The 18105-nt window shown below is 68.4% G+C and carries 13 protein-coding genes and 1 pseudogene; 6 read left to right on the top strand and 8 right to left on the bottom strand.

Annotated features, from left to right (window positions below; genetic code table 11):
* Positions 1–2: 2 nt before the first annotated feature.
* The 6 genes from mgtA to arcD all read right to left on the bottom strand — a co-directional run bounded on the left by mgtA (position 3) and on the right by arcD (position 8162).
* Positions 3–2570, bottom strand: a complete 2568-nt coding sequence (gene mgtA, locus ACZ5TO_RS19465) for a magnesium-translocating P-type ATPase (RefSeq protein WP_464800886.1) — start codon at positions 2568–2570, stop codon at positions 3–5.
* Between the two features lie 38 nt (positions 2571–2608).
* Positions 2609–3430, bottom strand: a complete 822-nt coding sequence (locus tag ACZ5TO_RS19460; protein ID WP_464800885.1) for a universal stress protein — start codon at positions 3428–3430, stop codon at positions 2609–2611.
* Positions 3431–3500: 70 nt separating this feature from the next.
* Entirely contained in the window at positions 3501–4433 is a 933-nt protein-coding gene (gene arcC / locus ACZ5TO_RS19455; RefSeq protein ID WP_464800884.1) for a carbamate kinase, read from the bottom strand.
* A gap of 1 nt (position 4434) precedes the next feature.
* Complete coding sequence (gene argF / locus ACZ5TO_RS19450; protein ID WP_184141173.1) at positions 4435–5436, bottom strand: ornithine carbamoyltransferase; 1002 nt, start codon at positions 5434–5436, stop codon at positions 4435–4437.
* 15 nt (positions 5437–5451) lie between these two features.
* The gene (locus ACZ5TO_RS19445) at positions 5452–6669 is read right to left on the bottom strand and encodes an arginine deiminase (protein WP_464800883.1); all 1218 of its coding nucleotides are present in this window, start codon (positions 6667–6669) and stop codon (positions 5452–5454) included.
* A 23-nt stretch (positions 6670–6692) separates the two neighbouring features.
* On the bottom strand, positions 6693–8162 hold the full coding sequence (arcD, locus tag ACZ5TO_RS19440; RefSeq protein WP_464800882.1) for an arginine-ornithine antiporter: 1470 nt from the start codon (positions 8160–8162) through the stop codon (positions 6693–6695).
* Between the two features lie 140 nt (positions 8163–8302).
* Between arcD and ACZ5TO_RS19435 the strand changes: the two are divergent.
* Together ACZ5TO_RS19435 and ACZ5TO_RS19430 are read left to right on the top strand one after the other, a co-directional pair.
* Positions 8303–9334 (top strand): annotated as a pseudogene (locus tag ACZ5TO_RS19435) (zinc-dependent alcohol dehydrogenase family protein); the annotation flags it as partial.
* Positions 9335–9571: 237 nt separating this feature from the next.
* Positions 9572–9913, top strand: coding sequence for a GNAT family N-acetyltransferase (locus tag ACZ5TO_RS19430; protein WP_464800998.1), 342 nt, complete (start codon positions 9572–9574; stop codon positions 9911–9913).
* A 29-nt stretch (positions 9914–9942) separates the two neighbouring features.
* Here ACZ5TO_RS19430 and ACZ5TO_RS19425 read toward each other — a convergent pair whose 3' ends face one another.
* Both ACZ5TO_RS19425 and ACZ5TO_RS19420 read right to left on the bottom strand, forming a co-directional pair.
* Positions 9943–11784 carry a heavy metal translocating P-type ATPase gene (locus ACZ5TO_RS19425; RefSeq protein WP_464800881.1) on the bottom strand — a complete coding sequence of 614 codons (1842 nt, stop codon included), beginning with the start codon at positions 11782–11784 and terminating at the stop codon, positions 9943–9945.
* 108 nt (positions 11785–11892) lie between these two features.
* Entirely contained in the window at positions 11893–12207 is a 315-nt protein-coding gene (locus ACZ5TO_RS19420) for an ArsR/SmtB family transcription factor (RefSeq protein ID WP_464800880.1), read from the bottom strand.
* Between the two features lie 124 nt (positions 12208–12331).
* Between ACZ5TO_RS19420 and ACZ5TO_RS19415 the strand changes: the two genes are divergently transcribed.
* The 4 genes from ACZ5TO_RS19415 to ACZ5TO_RS19400 are packed head-to-tail and all read left to right on the top strand — an operon-like array spanning position 12332 to position 18093.
* Complete coding sequence (locus ACZ5TO_RS19415; protein WP_464800879.1) at positions 12332–13624, top strand: NAD(P)/FAD-dependent oxidoreductase; 1293 nt, start codon at positions 12332–12334, stop codon at positions 13622–13624.
* Positions 13625–13655: 31 nt separating this feature from the next.
* The gene (locus ACZ5TO_RS19410; RefSeq protein ID WP_464800878.1) at positions 13656–13859 is read left to right on the top strand and encodes a YgaP family membrane protein; all 204 of its coding nucleotides are present in this window, start codon (positions 13656–13658) and stop codon (positions 13857–13859) included.
* A 17-nt stretch (positions 13860–13876) separates the two neighbouring features.
* Positions 13877–14887 (top strand): efflux RND transporter periplasmic adaptor subunit, encoded by a 1011-nt coding sequence (locus tag ACZ5TO_RS19405; RefSeq protein ID WP_464800877.1) that lies wholly within the window; start codon positions 13877–13879, stop codon positions 14885–14887.
* Positions 14884–18093 (top strand): efflux RND transporter permease subunit, encoded by a 3210-nt coding sequence (locus ACZ5TO_RS19400; RefSeq protein WP_464800876.1) that lies wholly within the window; start codon positions 14884–14886, stop codon positions 18091–18093. The genes ACZ5TO_RS19405 and ACZ5TO_RS19400 overlap by 4 nt, the downstream gene beginning before the upstream one ends.
* Positions 18094–18105 lie beyond the last annotated feature (12 nt).

Raw genomic sequence — 18105 nt, 5'->3', positions numbered from 1 at the left:
TCTCAACCGCGGCGCCGGCGTGCGAAGAACCAATGCTTCACGGCTTCGGACGCCGCCAGATAGGCGAGCGTGATTGCGACGAGCCCGCCGAGGACCGGGAGCGGCAACGGGACGAAACCGAACCAGTCAGCACCCGGCAGGAAGGGGATCGCGACGGCGAGAAGGCCGACGACCAACGTCAGCCATGAGAGAAGCGCGCTCGGGCGGCTCCGCCAGAAGGCCTTGCGGGTGCGGACCACCAGCACGATGGCAAGCTCGGTGACGAGGGATTCGACGAACCATCCGGTCTGGAACACCCCGGCCGCCGCCCCGGCGGCAAGGAGGAGAAAGGCGAAGGTGATGAAATCGAAGACCGAGCTGACCAGCCCGAACGTCACCATGAAGCGGCGCACGAAGGCGATGTCCCACCGCCGCGGCGTGCGGACCTGATCGGCGTCGACATTGTCGGTGGCGATGGCGAGCGAGGGCACGTCCGAGAGGAAGTTGTTGAGAAGGATCTGCGGGGCGAGCAGCGGCAGGAAAGGCAAAGCGAGCGAGGCAAAGGCCATCGAGACCATGTTGCCGAAATTCGCGCTGGTGGTGATCGAGATGTACTTCATCGTATTGGCGAAGGTCCTGCGCCCGTCGTCGACCCCGCGCAGCAACACGCCGAGATCGCGCTCGAGCAGGATCATGTCGGCAGCCTCGCGCGCCACGTCCACCGCGCCCTCCACCGAGATGCCGACATCGGCCTCGTGAAGGGCCGGCGCATCGTTGATGCCGTCGCCGAGATAACCGACGACATGGCCGTGCCTGCGCAGCGCCGCGATGATGCGCTCCTTCTGGTTCGGGTCGATCTCGGCGAAAATGTCGTTCTGCGTGACGCGGCGCACCAGCGCCTCCTTCGTCAGCCGGCTCACCTGCGTTCCGGTGAGGACACGGCGCTGCGGCAGGCCGACGATTTCGGCAAGATGGGCGGCGACATAGCGGTTGTCGCCGGTAATGATCTTCACCTTGATGCCGCGGGCGGCGAGCGCCTTCAGCGTCTCCGCGATGCCTGCCTTCGGCGGATCGAGGAAGAGCAGGAAGCCGGCGAAGGCAAGGCCCGCCTCGTCCTCGCGGCGATAGGCGTCCTGCCGCGCGAAACGGCGCACGGCGAGCCCGAGGACGCGGTAACCCTGCCCGCTCCAGGCCCTGACCTTCTCGTCGATCGCCGCGGCCCTTGCCGCATCGAGCGGCACCGGCGCGCCGCTTTCGCCAAGGACGAGGGAGCAGGCGGCGACCACGGTCTGCAGCGCACCCTTGCAGATCATCAGGTCCTCCGGCTCGTCCGCCCGGCGGACGATCACCGAAAGCCGCTTGCGGATGAAGTCGTAGGGGATCTCGTCCACCTTGGCATAGGCGGCAAGGTCGTCCTCCACGCCCTTTCCGGCGGCGATGGCCTCGTCCAGCGGGTTCGCCATGCCGGCCTGCAAGGTCGCGTTGAGGAGCGCCCAGAGCCGCACCTGCGGCGCCTCGGCGCCCGATGCATCGCGGCAGCCGTCGAGACGGATGACGCCTTCCGTCAGCGTGCCGGTCTTGTCGGTGCACAGGAGGTCCATGCTGCCGAGGTTCTCGATGGCGTCGAGACGGCGCACGATGAAGCCGTTCGCGGCCATGGTGCGGGCCCCGCGCGCCAGCGTCACGCTGATAATCGCCGGCAGCAGCTCCGGCGTCAGCCCCACGGCGAGCGCCAGCGAGAACAGCAGCGAATCCACCGCCGGGCGATGCAGCAGCAGATTGGCGAAGAAGACAAGGATGACGATGACCAGCATGATCTCCGTCATCAGGTAGCCGAAGCGGCGGATGCCGCGCGCGAAATCCGTCTCGGGCGCGGCACGGGCGATGGTTGCGGCGATCGCGGCGAACTCCGTTTTCCCGCCTGTCTTCACGACCGCCATCGTCGCCGTGCCGCTGCGCACGGACGTGCCGGTGAAGGCCGTGTTCGTCCGCTGGCCGATGCGCGCCTGCGGAGGGCAGATGCCGGCCGTCTTGACCACAGGGAAGGTCTCACCGGTCAGCGCCGCCTCGCTGACGTTGAAGTCGCGCGTTTCCAGAAGGATGCCGTCGGCCGGAACGAGGTTTCCCGCCGAGAGCCGCACAATGTCGCCCGGCACGATCGCCTCGACGGGAAGCAGGGCCTCCCGCCCGTCGCGCAGCACGAGGGCCTTGCGGGCGATGCGGGCGGTGAGCGCCTGCATGGCGCGGGAGGCGCCGTATTCCTGCGTGAAGGAAAGAACGCAGCTCGCCAGCACGATGACGCCGATGATGACGGCTTCGCTGCCCTCGCCGACGATCCCCGACACAACGGCCGCGAAGATGAGGATGAGGACGAGCGGGCTGCGGAACTGCCGCGCGAAGGCGGTGAGCGCCGAGGCGCCGCGCCCTGCCCGGATCGCATTGGCCCCGACGTCATCGAGGCGCGCCCTCGCCCCCTCGCTGGAAAGCCCGGATATACGGGTGTCCAGTTGCGCAAGAAGCGCCTCGGCGGGGATCGACCAATAGGCCGGCGCAGCATCGCCAGCCCGCTGCAAGGGCGTTTCCGGCTGCATCTGCCTGCCTCCGCCTCGGCCGCCGTTCCCGGATCCCGTCAGCTCGACATGAAGCGGTGGAGGCGGATCTCGTCGAGCAGCGAACGGGTCATGCCGCCGAAGACCCATTCCCTGAGGCGGCTGTGCCCGAAGGCGCCCGACACGACGAGGTCGGCATCATGGAGGTCGGCGAGATGGAGCAGGCTGTCGCTCTCCCGGGCGCTCTCGACCGTTTCGCTGCGCGCCGTCACGCCGTGGCGGACGAGAAAGGCGCAGACGTCGGTCAGGCTCTCGCGGGCCCAGTGGTCGATCTGCGAGGCCACCGTCGCAACAACGACGTCGTCGGCAGCCTTGAGCAGCGGGATCGCGTCGCACACCGCCCGCCGAGCCTCCCGCGTGTCCTTCCAGGCGACGAGGATTTTCCTGCCGAGCCTGTGTTCGGTGTCCGTCCCTACGACGAGGACGGGGCGGCCCGTCTGCAGGACGGCGCTTCCCGGATCGGACCGGCGGGGCGTGTCCCGCGTCGCCGCGCCGTCGACCGCCTGCGTGACGACGAGGTCGGCCATCCTGGAGGCCTGCACGAGGGCGTAGGTCGGCCTTTCCAGCGCATCGCGCCATTCGGTCTCGACCGTGCCGGCGACCAGCGCCTCGAACTCCTTGCGCAGTTCCTTGAAGCGGCGCTCGTCGTCTTCGCGCATCTGCTGCCACACGTCGGCGGCCAGCGTTGCGCCTTCCGGACCCGTCACCGGCAGGTAGGCATCGGCCGCGCAGAAGCCGATCAGCCGGGCGCCCGAACGGCGCGCCAGTTCGGCGGATGCCTTGACGACCGGCTTGATCTGCCCGTCGATATCCAGATTCACCAGAATGGATTTGTAGTTCATTGGACCAATCTCCGTCCGTCTTGATGCCTAACAAGAATAATCGGCCCTCGGCCCGCCACCTTGACGCGGATCAAGCGGGGCCGGTTGCCCCGGCCGTTTCGTCGGGCCCTATCCGCGTTCCGCGCGTTCCCGCTACGATCTCCACGGCGTCCTCCAGCCTCCCGATGGCCGCCGGCCTGCCGGTGGCGCGGGCGAAATCGACCGCCGCCTCTATCTTGGGCCGCATCGAGCCGGCAGGAAAGTCGGCCGGCGAAAGATCGCGCGCCGCCACATGCCCCAGCGGCCGGGCCGAGGGCCCTCCCCAGCCGGCATAGACCGCATCGACATCGGTCAGCATCAGCAGGAGATCCGTGTCGAGCTGCCGCGCGAGAAGCGCGGAGGCGAAATCCTTGTCGACGACGGCCTCGACGCCGACGAGGCTGCCGTCTTCGCATTCCACGACGGGAATGCCGCCGCCGCCCGCGCAGATGACGACGACGCCGCGCGCAACGAGAAAGGAGAGCACCTCGGCCTCGACGATCGAAAGCGGTTTCGGCGAGGCGACCACGCGCCGCCATTTGTCGTTGTCCGGGGCGATCCGCCAGCCGCGCTCCGCCGCCAGCCTGCGGGCGGCCGTCTCATCGTAGACGGGGCCGATGGGCTTGGTCGGCGCCCCGAAGGCAGGGTCGTGCGGATCGACCCGCACCTGCGTCAGGAGCGCGGCGAAGAGCCTGTCCCTCACGGCGTTGCCGAGCTCCTGCTGCAGGACGTAGCCGATCATGCCGGCGCTCTCGGCGTCGAGCACGTCGAGCGGGAACGGCGCCTGCGGCGTCGCGGCCGCCTGGAGGGCGAGCAGGCCCACCTGCGGCCCGTTGCCGTGGGTGATCACCAGCGCATGGCCGGCCGCGATCAATTCGGCGAGCACCGTTGCCGCGCGGCGGATGTTGGCGCGCTGGTTGTCGGCCGTCATCGGCTCGCCCCGCTTCAGGAGGGCATTGCCGCCGAGCGCGACGACAATCCGCATCTCAGGCTCCGATGGTGGCGACGAGGATCGCCTTGATCGTGTGCATGCGGTTCTCCGCCTGGTCGAAGACGACCGACGCGGCGGATTCGAAGACCTCGTCCGTCACCTCCATGCAGTCGATGCCGTAGCTGCGTGCGATGTCCTGCCCGACCTCCGTCTCCGTGTCGTGGAAGGCCGGCAGGCAATGCATGAACTTGGCATAGGGGTTTCCGGTGGCCGCCATCAGCGCGCGGGTGACGCGATAGGGCGTCAGGAGCTCGATGCGTTCGCCCCAGGCGCTCTCCTTCTCGCCCATGGAAAGCCAGACGTCGGTATAGATGAAGTCCGCCCCTTCCACCGAAGCCGTCACGTCCTCGTCCAGCCGGAAGCGGCCGCCGCTCGCCTCCGCGAGCGCGCGGACGTGATCGCAGAACGACGGCTCCGGCCAGAGCGAACGCGGCGAGGCGATGCGCATGTCCATGCCGACCTTCGCCGCGCCGACGGCAAGCGACATCGCCACGTTGTCCCGCCCCTCGCCGACGAAGACGAGCGTCATGTCCGACAAGTGCTTGTGCGTGAACTCGCGCATCGTCATGAAGTCGGCGAGGACCTGGGTCGGGTGCGCCTCGTCGGTGAGCCCGTTATAGACCGGCACGCCGGCATAGGCGGCCAGCACGTCCGCCTGGTGCTGGCTGAAGCCGCGGTACTCGATGGCATCGTACATGCGCCCGAGCACGCGCGCCGTATCCTTCATCGATTCCTTGTGGCCGACATGGCTGCCGGACGGGCCGATATAGGTGACGTTCGCGCCCTGGTCGTAGGCCGCGACCTCGAAGCCGGAGCGGGTTCGCGTCGAATCCTTCTCGAAGATCAGCGCGATGTTCCTGCGCACGAGGCGCGGCACCTCCGTGCCGGCCTGCTTGGCCGTCTTGAGGTCGGCGGCAAGGCGCAGCAGGTAGCGGATCTCCGCGCCGGTAAAATCGTCCAGCGTCAGCACGTTTCGGCCATGCAGGTTGACGGGCATGTCGGCTCTCCTCGGTCAGATCGGGTCGCGGGCGATGGGGCAGGTCATGCAATGGCCGCCGCCACGCCCGCGGCTGAGCTCGGCGCCTTCCACGGTGATGACCTCCACGCCGGCGCGGCGCAGCAGCGTGTTGGTGTAGACGTTGCGGTCGTAGCCGATGACCACGCCCGGCTCGACCGCAACGACGTTGTTGCCGTCGTCCCATTGCTCGCGCTCGGACTCGTAGCTGTCGCCGCCGGTCGACACGACGCGCAGGGACGTAAGGCCCATCGCCTCCTTCACCACCTCGACGAAGGGTTTTTCCTCCTCGACGACGTCGACGGCGGCTTCGCCCTCGCCCGGGCGCAGCGAGAAGGTGCGCAGCCGGTCGACGACCGGCGGGTACATGGTCGCCAGATCCCGGTCGCAGAAGGTGAAGACGGTATCGAGATGCATGAAGGAACGGTCGCGCGGCATCAGGGCGGCGACGACGCGGGTCGCCTCCCCCGCCGAAAACAGGCTGCGCGCCAGGCCGCCGACCGCCTGCGGCGTGGTGCGCTCGCCCATGCCGACCAGCACGACGCCGGCGCCGACCGGCATGACGTCCCCGCCCTCCAGGCTCACGCCGGGGCCGGGATTGTCGGGCGAGACGAAGGGAAGGCCGGCATCGCGGAAGCGCGGGTGGAAGCGATAGACCGCCTCCACATTCGCCGCCTCCGGCTTGCGCGCGGGCCAGTACATGGCATTGACGGAAACCGAGCGATAGATCCAGCAGGAGCTGTCGCGCATGAAGAGCTGGTTCGGCAGCGGCGGCAGCACGAAATCCTGCGGCAGCAGCGTCCGGCCAGTCAGCCCAGCCGGCTGGAAGGCAAGCTCGGCGCGGGCGATGCCGCCGACCAGCAGCGTCGCGAGCTCACCGGCCGGCATTTCGTCCAGCCAGCCGCGCAGCTCGCCCACCATGTCGTAGCCGACCACCGAGGCATCGACGCGCCGGTCGAGCAGCCAGTCGCGCGCCTCCGGCAGGGCCATGGTCTCGGCCAGCAGTTCGCCGAAGAGGTGCACGGTGACGCCCCGCTCGCGCAGCGCATCGACGAAGACGTCGTGCTCCTGCCGGGCGCGCTTGACCCACAGCACGTCGTCGAAGAGCAGCGCCCTGCAATTGTCGGGGGTGAGGCGGCGGAGGCTGAGATCGGGCCGGTGCACGATCACCTCGCGCAGCCGGCCGACTTCGGAATGGGCGCCGAGAGCGGCCATGACGGTTCCTTTCGAGGAATGTTTCAAAGGGCGCTGACGGTGCCGGTCCACATGGCGTAGGCGGCATAGAGCCCCACCGCCACCAACGCGGCCGCAAGGATCGCCTCCACCGGACGGAAAATGCGCTCGCCGTTCTCGCGCCGCGCCCAGACGAAGAAGACGATGCCCGGCGCATAGAGGATGGCGCACATGAAGAGGTAGGAGAGCCCGGCCGCATAGACGAGCCAGAGGCCGTAGGCCGTCGCGATCAGGCCGAGCAGCATGGGGCCGGTGCGGTTCTCACCCGCGCCGTAGCTTTCGCCGGTCATCGCGAGCTTGGCCGCGTAGGCGCCGGAGAAGATGTAAGGCACGAGGATCGCCGCCGAGGCGATGAAGAACAGCGCCTGGTACGTGCTCTGCGCAAACAGCGTGATGACCAGGAAGGCCTGCACCAGGAGGTTGGTGATGAGGAGCGAGGTCGACGGCACGCCGCGCGCGGTCTCGTGGCCGAAGAATTTCGGCATGGTCCCGTCCTTGCCGGCGACATGCGGCACCTCGGCGGCGAGCAGCGTCCAGCTCAGGAAGGCGCCGATGACGGAGACGACGAGCGCCAGGTTGATGAGCACGGCACCCCACGGCCCGACCACCGCTTCCAGCACGCCGGCCATGGAGGGGTTTTTCAGCGCGGCCAGCGCCGGCTGGTTCAGGATGCCGAGCGAGAGCAGCGAGACCAGCGCATAGAGCGCAAGGCAGGTGAAGAAGCCGAGCACGGTGGCCGTAGCGATGTCCTTGCGCCGCTCGGCGCGCGCGGAAAAGACGCTCGCCCCCTCGATACCGATGAACACCCACAGCGTCACCAGCATGGTGCTCTTCACCTGGTTCATGATCGAGCCGAGCCCGGCATTGCCGAGGCCGGTGAAATCGGCGTTGAAGACGTCGACCTTGAAGGCGACCGCGACGAGGCCGACGAAAAGGACGATGGGCGCGATCTTGGCGATCGTGACGATCAGGTTGACGATCGCCGCCTGCCGCACGCCGGCCATGATGAGGATGTGGATCGCCCAGAGGAGCACGGAGGCGCCGAGCACCGCCTGCCACGTATTCCCGTCGCCGAAGGCGGGGAAGAAGTAGGAGAGCGCGCTGAAGACGATGACCGCATAGGAGACGTTGCCGACCCAGGCGCTGATCCAGTAGCCCCAGGCGCTGTTGAAGCCGACGAACGGCCCGAAGCCGGCCTTGGCATAGGCATAGGGGCCGGCGTCGAGGTCGGGCTTTCGCGTCGCCAGCGACTGGTAGACGAAGACCAGCGCCAGCATGCCGACGGCGGTGATGACCCAGCCGATCATGATGGCGAGCGGCCCGGCGCCCGCCGCCATGTTCTGCGGCAGGCTGAAGACGCCGGAGCCGACCATCGAGCCGATGACGAGCGCCGTCAGCGCGCCGAGGCGCAGCTTCGTCTCCCTCGTCTTGAAGGCGGGGGCTGTGGATGCGGAAGGAACATCTGCGGCAGTCATGATCGCGTCTCCCGGAGTTCGAGCGTTCCGCAGAGTGTGCGCCCGATCCGCGGGCATCGCTTTGACCCGCGTCAAAGCCCGGTCCGGGCGGGAAAGGCACAATCGCCGCCGTCCGCAACCGATCGCGAAGGAGACATCCGATGAAGGCTCTCGTCTACGAAGGACCGGGACGCAAATCCCTCATGGAACGGCCGATGCCGGTCATCGCCGCGGCGACGGACGCCATCGTCAGGGTGACGCGCACCACGATCTGCGGCACCGACCTGCACATCCTCAAGGGCGACGTGCCGACCTGCACGCCCGGCCGCATCCTCGGCCACGAGGGCGTCGGCATCGTCGAGGAGACGGGTGCGGGCGTCACGCAGTTCACCAACGGCGACCACGTGCTGATCTCCTGCATTTCTTCCTGCGGCAAGTGCGAATACTGCCGGCGCGGCATGTATTCCCACTGCACGACCGGCGGCTGGATCCTCGGCAACACGATCGACGGCACCCAGGCCGAATATGTCCGCATCCCCCATGCCGACACCAGCCTCTACCCGATCCCCGAAGGGGCCGACGAGGAAGCGCTGGTGATGCTGAGCGACATCCTGCCCACCGGCTTCGAATGCGGCGTGCTGAACGGCAAGGTGCAGCCCGGCGGGTCCGTCGCCATCGTCGGCGCCGGGCCGATCGGGCTTGCGGCGCTGCTGACGGCGCAGTTCTATTCCCCCGCCGAGATCGTCATGGTCGATCTCGACGAAAACCGGCTTTCCGTGGCGACGCGCTTCGGCGCGACGAAGACGATCGGCGCGGGCGGCAAGGACGTCGCGCGGCAGGTGCTGGCGTTGACGGGGGGCAAGGGCGCCGACACCGTGATCGAGGCGGTCGGCATTCCCGCGACCTTCGAGCTTTGCCAGGAGATCGTCGCGCCGGGCGGCATCATCGCCAATATCGGCGTGCACGGCGTCAAGGCCGACCTGCACCTGGAACGGCTGTGGTCGCAGAACGTCGCCATCACCACGCGGCTGGTGGACACCGTCACGACACCGATGCTCCTGAAGACCGTGCGGGCGGGCAAGATCGACCCGAAGAAGCTGATCACGCACCGCTTCGCCCTCGATCGGATCGCCGACGCCTACGAGACCTTCTCCAATGCCGCGAACACGCAGGCCCTGAAGGTCATCATCGAGACCGATGCCGCCGGGGTGCTTTCGGCGAAGACGGCGGAAGAAACGGGCACGCCCGCCGCCGCGGACGTCTGGAGCTGCGATCTGGCGACCCGGACCGGGCTCGTGCTCCACGTCCGCCCGGTCCGCCCCGAGGACGAGGCGCCGCTGGCGGACTTCTTCACCCGTGTGGCGCCGGAGGACCTGCGCTTCCGCTTCCTCGGCGGCGTTCGCGAGGTGAGCCACGAGCGGCTTGTCGCCATGACGAGGGTCGATCGCCGGACGACCGAGAACTTCCTCGCCTTCGCCGGTGAGGGCCGCACGATGGTCGCCACGGCCATGGTCGCCTTCGATCCGTCCATGGAAAAAGCGGAAGTGGCGATCTCCGTGCGGCGCGAGGACAAGCACAAGGGCGTCGCCTGGGAAATGCTGCGCCATGTCGCGCGCTATGCGCAGGCCCGCGGCGCGGCATACCTGGAATCGGTCGAAAGCCGCGAGAACCACGAGGCCATCGAACTGGAGCGCGAACAGGGCTTCGTCGCGGTCCCCTACGACGAGGACCCGACCCTGGTCCTCATCCGCAAGGACCTTCGCCGGCCATGAGCGCGACCATCGGCATCCGAGCCTTCACGTCAGCGAAGAGCGCGAAGGGCGTTGAGGATCACGGCCACGTCGATCATCTCCTGAAGAATCGCGCCCTCGACCGGCTGGAGATATCCGAAGGCCGCCACGACCATCGCGCCGATCGAAAGCGCAAGGCCGACGGAGACGCTCTGAAGCGCGATCCGGCGCGTCCGGTGCGCGATCGCGATCGCTCTTGCCAGCGGGCCGAGCTCGTCGACGAGAAGCACGACGCCGGCGGCTTCCGACGACGATGCCGTGCCGCGCGCGCCCATCGCGACGCCGATATCGGCCGCCGCGAGCGCCGGCGCGTCATTGATGCCGTCGCCCACCATCATCACGGGACCGTCGCGCGCCTCGCTTTCGACGGCGGCGACCTTGGCTTGCGGCGTCAGGTCGGCGAGAACGGCGTCCATGCCGAGCGCCTCGCCAACGGCCTGCGCGATCTCGGCACGGTCGCCCGATGCCAGAACGAGCCTCCGGATGCCGGCCGCCCGGAGATCGCGGAGAACCGACACCGCATCTACGCGGATTTGGTCCTTGAGAACGATCACGCCCGCCAAGGCGCCGTCGATGGCGACGGCAACGGTCATGGAGGCGCGCATTTCGGGCGATATCAGGAGATGCGGGTCGTCGCAGCCGGAGGTCCGCTGCACGAAGCGGCTTCCGCCGACGACGACCTGTCTTCCATCCACGCACCCCTCGATGCCCGTGCCCGGCGTTTCCCGCACGCTTTTCGGCGCCGAAAGAGGCAGGCCCCTTGCCGCTGCCGCCTGGACCAGCGCAGCGGCGACGACATGTCCGGACGCCTGATCGAGGCTCGCGGCGGCCGCCAGAACCGTATCCGGCGAGAAACCCGGCGCCGTCCCGATATCGACCACGGCGGTCTGGCCGTGGGTCAGCGTGCCGGTCTTGTCCAGAACCGCCGTGCGGACACGCGCCAGCATTTCGAGCATGCCGCCGTTCTTGACGAGAACGCCGATCCTTGCCGCGCGCGACATCCCGGAAATGATGGCGACCGGAACGGCAAGGATGAGAGGACAGGGCGTCGCGACGACGAGCACGGCAAGCGCCCTGACCGGATCCCCCGACCAGTACCAGGCAGCGCCGGCAATGCCGAGCGTCACGACCAGAAAGCCCATCGCAAAACGGTCGGCCATGCGGGCCATCGGCGCCTTGCCGGCCTGCGCGGCCTCGACCAGACGCACGATCCCCGCGTAGGTGCTTTCGGCAGCGGACCGGCTCGCAACGAGATCGAAGGCCGCTCCCGCACAGACGGAACCGCTCAGGGCCTCCGCGCCCGGCAGGACAGGCCGCGGCATCGACTCTCCCGTCAGGGCAGCCATGTCGAGCGCCGCCGCGGTGCCGGACACGATCCCGTCCACCGGCAGCACTTCGCCCTGCCGGATGAGCAGCCGGTCGCCGGGCCGTATCTGCGAGATCGCGATCTCCTCGAGCCCGGCTGCGGCATAGCGCATGGCGGACCGCGGAGCGCGGCCCATCAGCGCCGTCATCTCACGGCGCGCACGGCCTTCGGCAAAGGCCTCGAGCAGCTGGCCGCCGGCATACATCAAGCCGACGACGTTCCCGGCAAGCGGCTCGCCGAATGCGATCGCCGCGGACATCGACAGCGCGGCGACGATATCGAGCCCGACATCGCCCCTGCGCAGGGCGCCGAAGATCTGGACGAGCAGGCTGGCAAGGATCACCAGCGTCGCGCCCGCCCACACGAGATCGGCATGCCGGACGGCCTGCCACGACAGGGCGAGCCCGATCGAAAGCCCTCCGGCGGCGACCGCGACCAGGATCGTGCTGGAATGACGTTGCCGGAAGTCCCGGTTCGCTTGGGGCAAGATGCATTCTCCCATCGGCAAGATGTGAGACGAATAAACCGCAGGCAGTTATGTCCACCTTGCGCAAGATCAATTCGGGGAACGGTCTTTCCCTTCCGGCCCCGCGGTCTACGGCCGCTTGCCGCGCCCCGGCGGGCAGAAGGCGTCGTGCAGGGCCTGCACGACGGCGCGAACCTCCGGCCGGACGATAGAGTAGTAGACGGTCGTGCCTTCGCGGCGCGCCTCGACAAGGCCGTCCGCCCGCAGCCGCATGAGCTGCTGCGACATCGGCACCTGCTCGATGGCGAGCGCGTGGCGCAGGTCGGCGACCGAGCGCTCGCCGTCGACGAGCGCGCACAGGACCAGCAGCCTCTGCGGGTGCGAGAGGCTGCGCATCAGGTCTGCGGCCATTTCCGCCGCCGGGATCATTTCTTCTACATTCATGTTCTTGAATTTATAATCCTTGAATGTTACATGCAAGCCATGCAGTCTCGAAACCCTTGAACAGCGTGGCCTCCCCTCCTCCGCAAACGGGCGGAGACGCCACCATCACAACGGAGCGAAAGCCATGACCCATATCGTCGTTCTCGGTGCAGGCCTCGGCGGAATCATCATGGCCTACGAGATGAAACGCAAGCTCCGTCGTGACGATCGCCTCACCGTCGTCAACCTCGGCTCGACCTATTCCTTCGTTCCCTCCAATCCCTGGGTCGCGGTCGGCTGGCGCCGGCCCGAGGACATCTCGGTCGACCTCATCCCGGTGCTGAAGGCACACGGCATCACGCTGAGGCCCGAGGGCGCGCGCCGCGTGCATCCCGGCGAAAACCGCCTGGAGCTCAACGACGGTTCCAGCCTCGACTACGATTACCTCATCCTCGCCACCGGCCCCGATCTCGCCTTCGACGAAGTGCCGGGCCTCGGCCCCGAGGCCCACACGCAGTCCATCTGCCATGTCGACCATGCCCTCAGGGCGAAGGCCGCCTTCGATGCGCTCGTCAAGGCGCCGGGGCCGATCGTCGTCGGCGCGGTGCAGGGCGCCTCCTGCTACGGCCCGGCCTACGAGTTCGCCTTCATCCTCGACACCGCCCTTCGCAACGCCCGCATCCGCGACCGTGTGCCGATGACCTTCGTCACGCCCGAGCCCTATATCGGCCATCTCGGGCTCGACGGCGTCGGCGACACCAAGGGACTGCTCGAAAGCGCGCTGCGCGAGCGCCACATCAAATGGATCACCAATGCCCGCACGACGAAGGTCGAGCCCGGCATGCTGACCGCCGAGGAGGTGGACGAGGCCGGCGCGCTCAAGGCGACGCACGAACTGCCCTTCGCCTTCTCCATGATGCTGCCGGCCTTTCGCGGCGTGCCGGCCGTCGCCGGCATCGAGGGCCTTGCCAATCCGCGCGGCTTCATCCTCATCGACAAATACCAGCGCAACCCGGCCTTCCCCAATGTCTTCGCCATCGGCGTCGGCGTCGCCATCCCGCCCGTCGGCAAGACGCCGCTCGCCGTCGGCGTGCCGAAGACCGGCTTCATGATCGAGTCCATGGTGACGGCCACCGCCGAGAACATCGCCGCGCTCCTGAAGGGCGAGGCGCCGCGGGCCGTTGCGAGCTGGAACGCGGTCTGCCTTGCCGATTTCGGCGACGAGGGCATCGCTTTCGTCGCCCAGCCGCAGATCCCGCCGCGCAACCTCAACTGGTCCGCGCAGGGCAAATGGGTGCACGCCGCCAAGGTCGGCTTCGAGAAGTACTTCCTGCGCAAGGTCCGGCAGGGCAAGGCCGAGACCTTCTACGAGAACCTCGTGCTCGACATGCTCGGCATCCGCAAGCTCAAGGACATCCACATCGAGACCGCGGAATGATCCACGGTCCGCAACGCAAGGAGTATTCAAGATGACGATCGATCGCGCCGTGCTGCTCTTCGCCGGCTTCATGGTCCTGCTTTCCCTGGCGCTCGGCTTCTATGTCTCGCCCTGGTGGTACCTGCTGACCGTCTTCGTCGGCCTCAATCTGGTCCAGGCCTCGTTCACCGGCTTCTGCCCGGCTGCAATCGTCTTCCGCAAGCTCGGCTGTCCGGCAGGCGTCGCATTCAAATAGCAGGAGAGCAGTCCTTCATGCACCGTCCGACCCCGCGTCCCTCCATGGCGATCCTCGCGCTGGGCCTGGCCTTGCCGGGCCATGCCGGCGCCGCCGAATTCCTCGTCAGGGCGACGACCGTCCCGGACATGAAGGCCGTGTTCGGCCAGGTCGAAAGCCGCATCGTGGTGCCCGCCCGCGTGCGGATCGGCGGCACGGTGCGCGAACTTAGCGTCAGCCAGGGCGACGAGGTGAAGGAAGGCGACACCATCGCCGTCATCGTCGACGACAAGCTGGCCCTCCAGCTCGACGCCGCAAGGGCGCGGATCGACGCGCTCGGCTCCCAGCTCGACAATGCCCGCCTCCAGCTCGACCGGGCGCAACAGCTCCGGGCAAGCGGCTCGGGCACGCAGGCGAACCTCGACCAGGCGAAGATGCAGTTCGAGGTCGCCGCCAACCAGGTCGCGGCGGCGAAGGCCGAGCGCACCGTCATCGAGCAGAGTGCGCGCGAGGGCACGGTCGTCGCGCCCGCCACCGGCCGCGTGCTTACCGTGCCGGTCACGCCCGGCTCGGTTGTGCTGCCGGGCGAGGAGATCGCCCGCATCGCGCCCGGCCCCTACTATCTGCGCCTGTCGCTGCCCGAGCGCCACGCCGCCGAGATCGTGGAAGGCGCTGACGTCGTGGTCGGCGCGCGCGGCCTGACGCAGGCGGCGGACCGCGCCGCCCCGGCCCATCGCGGCCGCATCGTCAAGGTCTATCCCGAGATCGTCGACGGGCGCGTGATCGCCGACGTGGAGGTCGCCGGCATCGGCGACTATTTCGTCAACGAGCGCACCCTCGTGTCGATCCCGGTCGGCAAGCGCTCGGTGCTCGCCGTTCCGCCGGAGGCGGTGCGCACGCTGCACGGCATCGACTACGTGCGGCTGGCCGACGGATCGGGCGAGGCCGATGTCGCCGTCATCCCCGGCGAGCGCTTCGAGGACGGCGGTGCGCCGCGCATCGAGATCCTCACCGGCCTTCGCGACGGCGACCGGATCGTGCTGCCATGAAGCCTTCGATCCCCGGTCCCGGCATTGCCGGGCGCCTCACGCGCGCCTTCATCGCCTCCGCGCTGACGCCGCTCTTCCTGCTTGCCGCATTCGCGCTCGGCCTCATCGCGCTCGTCTCCCTGCCGCGCGAGGAGGAGCCGCAGATTTCCGTGCCGATGGTCGACATCCGCATCGCCGCCAACGGCCTCAGAGCCGAGGACGCCGTCAAGCTCGTCACGGAACCGCTGGAGACCATCGTCAAGGGGATCGACGGCGTCGAGCACGTCTATTCCCAGACCGAGGACGACGGCGCGCTGGTGACGGCGCGCTTCAAGGTCGGCACGAACGCCGACGCCGCGATCCTCAGGGTGCACGAGAAGATCCGCGCCAACATGGACCGCATCCCGGTCGGCATCCCCGAACCGCTGATCGTCGGGCGCGGCATCGACGACGTGGCGATCGTCGTCGTGACGCTGAGGCCATCCCCCGGGAGCGCCGAGCGATGGACGGCGAACGGCCTGACGCGGCTTGCCCGCGAGCTGCAGGTCGAGGTCGCCAAGCTTCCCGACATCGGCCTTACCTATCTCGTCGGCGAGCAGCCCGAGCAGTTTTCGGTCGAGCCCGATCCGGAACGGCTCTCGCTCTACGGCATCACGCTCCAGCAACTCGCGGCCAAGATCGAGGGCGCGAACCGCTCCTTCCGCGTCGGCACGGTGCGCGAAGCCGGCGAGCAGCGCGCGGTCGTCGCCGGCCGGACGCTGCAGGAGCTCTCGGAGATCGGCAACATCCTCCTCACCGCGCGCGACGGCCGGCCCGTCTATGTGCGCGACGTGGCGAGGACCGTGCTTGCGACATCGCCGGCCGAAAGCCGGGTCACCGACATCCGCCGCACGCCGGAGGGATTGCAGCGCGCGCCGGCCGTATCGCTGGCGGTCGCAAAGCGCCCGGGCACCAACGCCGTCGTCATCGCCGACGACATCGTCAGGCGGCTGGAGCAGGTCCGCGGGCAGATCTTCCCTGAAGACGTCGAGATGACGGTCACGCGCGACTACGGCGAGACCGCCAACGAGAAGGCCAACGAGCTTCTCTTCCACCTCGCACTCGCCACGGTCTCCATCGTTGCGCTTGTGGCCTTCGCCATCGGCTGGCGCGAGGCGATGGTGGTGACCGTCGTCATCCCCATCACCATCCTGCTCACGCTCTTTGCCTCCTGGATCATGGGCTATACGCTGAACCGTGTCAGCCTGTTCGCCCTGATCTTCTCCATCGGCATCCTGGTCGACGACGCCATCGTGGTCATCGAGAACATCGCCCGGCACTGGGCGATGCGCGACGGCCGTTCACGGGCCGAGGCCACGATCGACGCGGTCGCCGAGGTCGGCAATCCCACCATCGTGGCGACGCTGACGGTGGTGGCCGCGCTGCTGCCCATGCTGTTCGTCTCCGGCATGATGGGCCCCTACATGAGCCCGATCCCGGCCAACGCCTCGGCCGCCATGCTGTTCTCCTTCTTCGTCGCCGTCATGCTGACGCCCTGGCTGATGATGAAGCTCGGGCGCAAGGACGGCGCGGGCGGCCATGCCGCCGAGGCATCCGACGGCGGGCGTCTCGGCCGGCTCTACAGCGCCGTCGCCCGCCCGGTCCTGAAAAGCCGGGCCCGCGCCTGGGCCTTCCTGCTGGTCGTCGGCGTCGCGACGCTTGCCTCGCTCACGCTGCTCTACACCCGGAACGTCACGGTGAAGCTCCTGCCCTTCGACAACAAGGCGAACCTTCAGGTCGTGCTCGACCTGCCAAGGGGCGCTTCGGTCGAGGACACGGACCGGGTCTTGCAGCAGATGGTGGAACGGCTTGGCGACGTGCCGGAGATCGTGTCCTTCCAGACCTATGCCGGCACCGCCGCCCCCTTCGATTTCAACGGGCTGGTGCGGCACTACTACTTGCGCGCCGAGCCGCAGCAGGGCGACATCGTCCTCAATCTCCTCGCCAAGGGCGAGCGCGCACGCGCAAGCCACGCCATCGCGCTCGATATCCGCAAGCGCCTCGCAGGCCTCGCCCTGCCGCAGGGCACGGTGACGAAGGTCGTCGAGCCGCCGCCGGGACCGCCGGTGCTCGGCACGCTCCTCGCCGAGATCTACGGGCCGGATGCCGGAACGCGCCGGGCCGTGGCCGGAAAGGTGCGCGAAGCCTTCAGGAGCGTGCCGTTCATCGTCGATGTCGACGACAGCTATCACAACCAGCCGCAGCGCCTGCGCATCGCCATCGACCAGGACAATCTCGAATATTACCGGGTCGAGCAATCCGACGTCTACGACACGCTGCGCGCGCTCTACGGCGGCACGACCGTCGGCTATTCGCATCGCGGCGGCGGGCGCCAGCCGATCCCGATCCGTGTCGCTTTGCCGAAGGGCGCAAGCGTGCTCGACGAGCGCACGCTTACGACCCCCGTCCCGGCGAACGCGCTGCCGGGCGGGCGCAGCGTCGTGGAGCTCGGCGACGTGGTCTCCGTCTCCCGCCAGCCGGCGTCCTATCCGATCTTCCGCCACAACGGCCGGGCGGCCGAGATGGTCATGGCCGAGCTTGCCGGTGCCTACGAGGCGCCGATCTACGGCATGCTCGCCGTGAACGAGGCCATCGAGAAGGCAGACTGGGGCAACCTTCCGAAGCCGGAAATCGCGCTGCACGGCCAGCCGGACGACGAGACACGCCCGACGCTGCTGTGGGACGGCGAGTGGGAGGTGACCTGGGTGACGTTCCGCGACATGGGCGGGGCCTTCCTAGTGGCGATCCTCGGCATCTACATCCTCGTGGTCGCCCAGTTCGGCTCCTTCCGCCTGCCGCTGGTCATCCTGACGCCGATTCCGCTCACCTTCATCGGCATCATGCTCGGGCACTTTCTCTTCGCCGCGCCCTTCACGGCGACGTCGATGATCGGCTTCATCGCGCTTGCCGGCATCATCGTGCGCAACTCGATCCTGCTGGTCGACTTCATCCGCCATTCCGGCGGGCCGGAACGGCCGCTGGTCGATGTGCTGCTCGAAGCCGGCGCGATCCGCTTCAAGCCGATCCTGCTGACCGCGCTCGCCGCGATGATCGGCGCGGCGGTCATCCTCGCCGACCCGATCTTCCAGGGCCTTGCCATCTCGCTGCTCTTCGGCCTCGCCTCCTCCACGCTGCTCACGGTGCTCGTCATCCCGGCGATCTACGTGGCGCTGCGCGGCGGGCGGTAAAGCCGCTGCGGT

The sequence above is a fragment of the Shinella sp. Sh6 genome (genome assembly GCF_055392685.1).
Note: the sequence above shows the minus strand (reverse complement) of the source record. Positions and strands in the feature narration are given on the sequence as shown.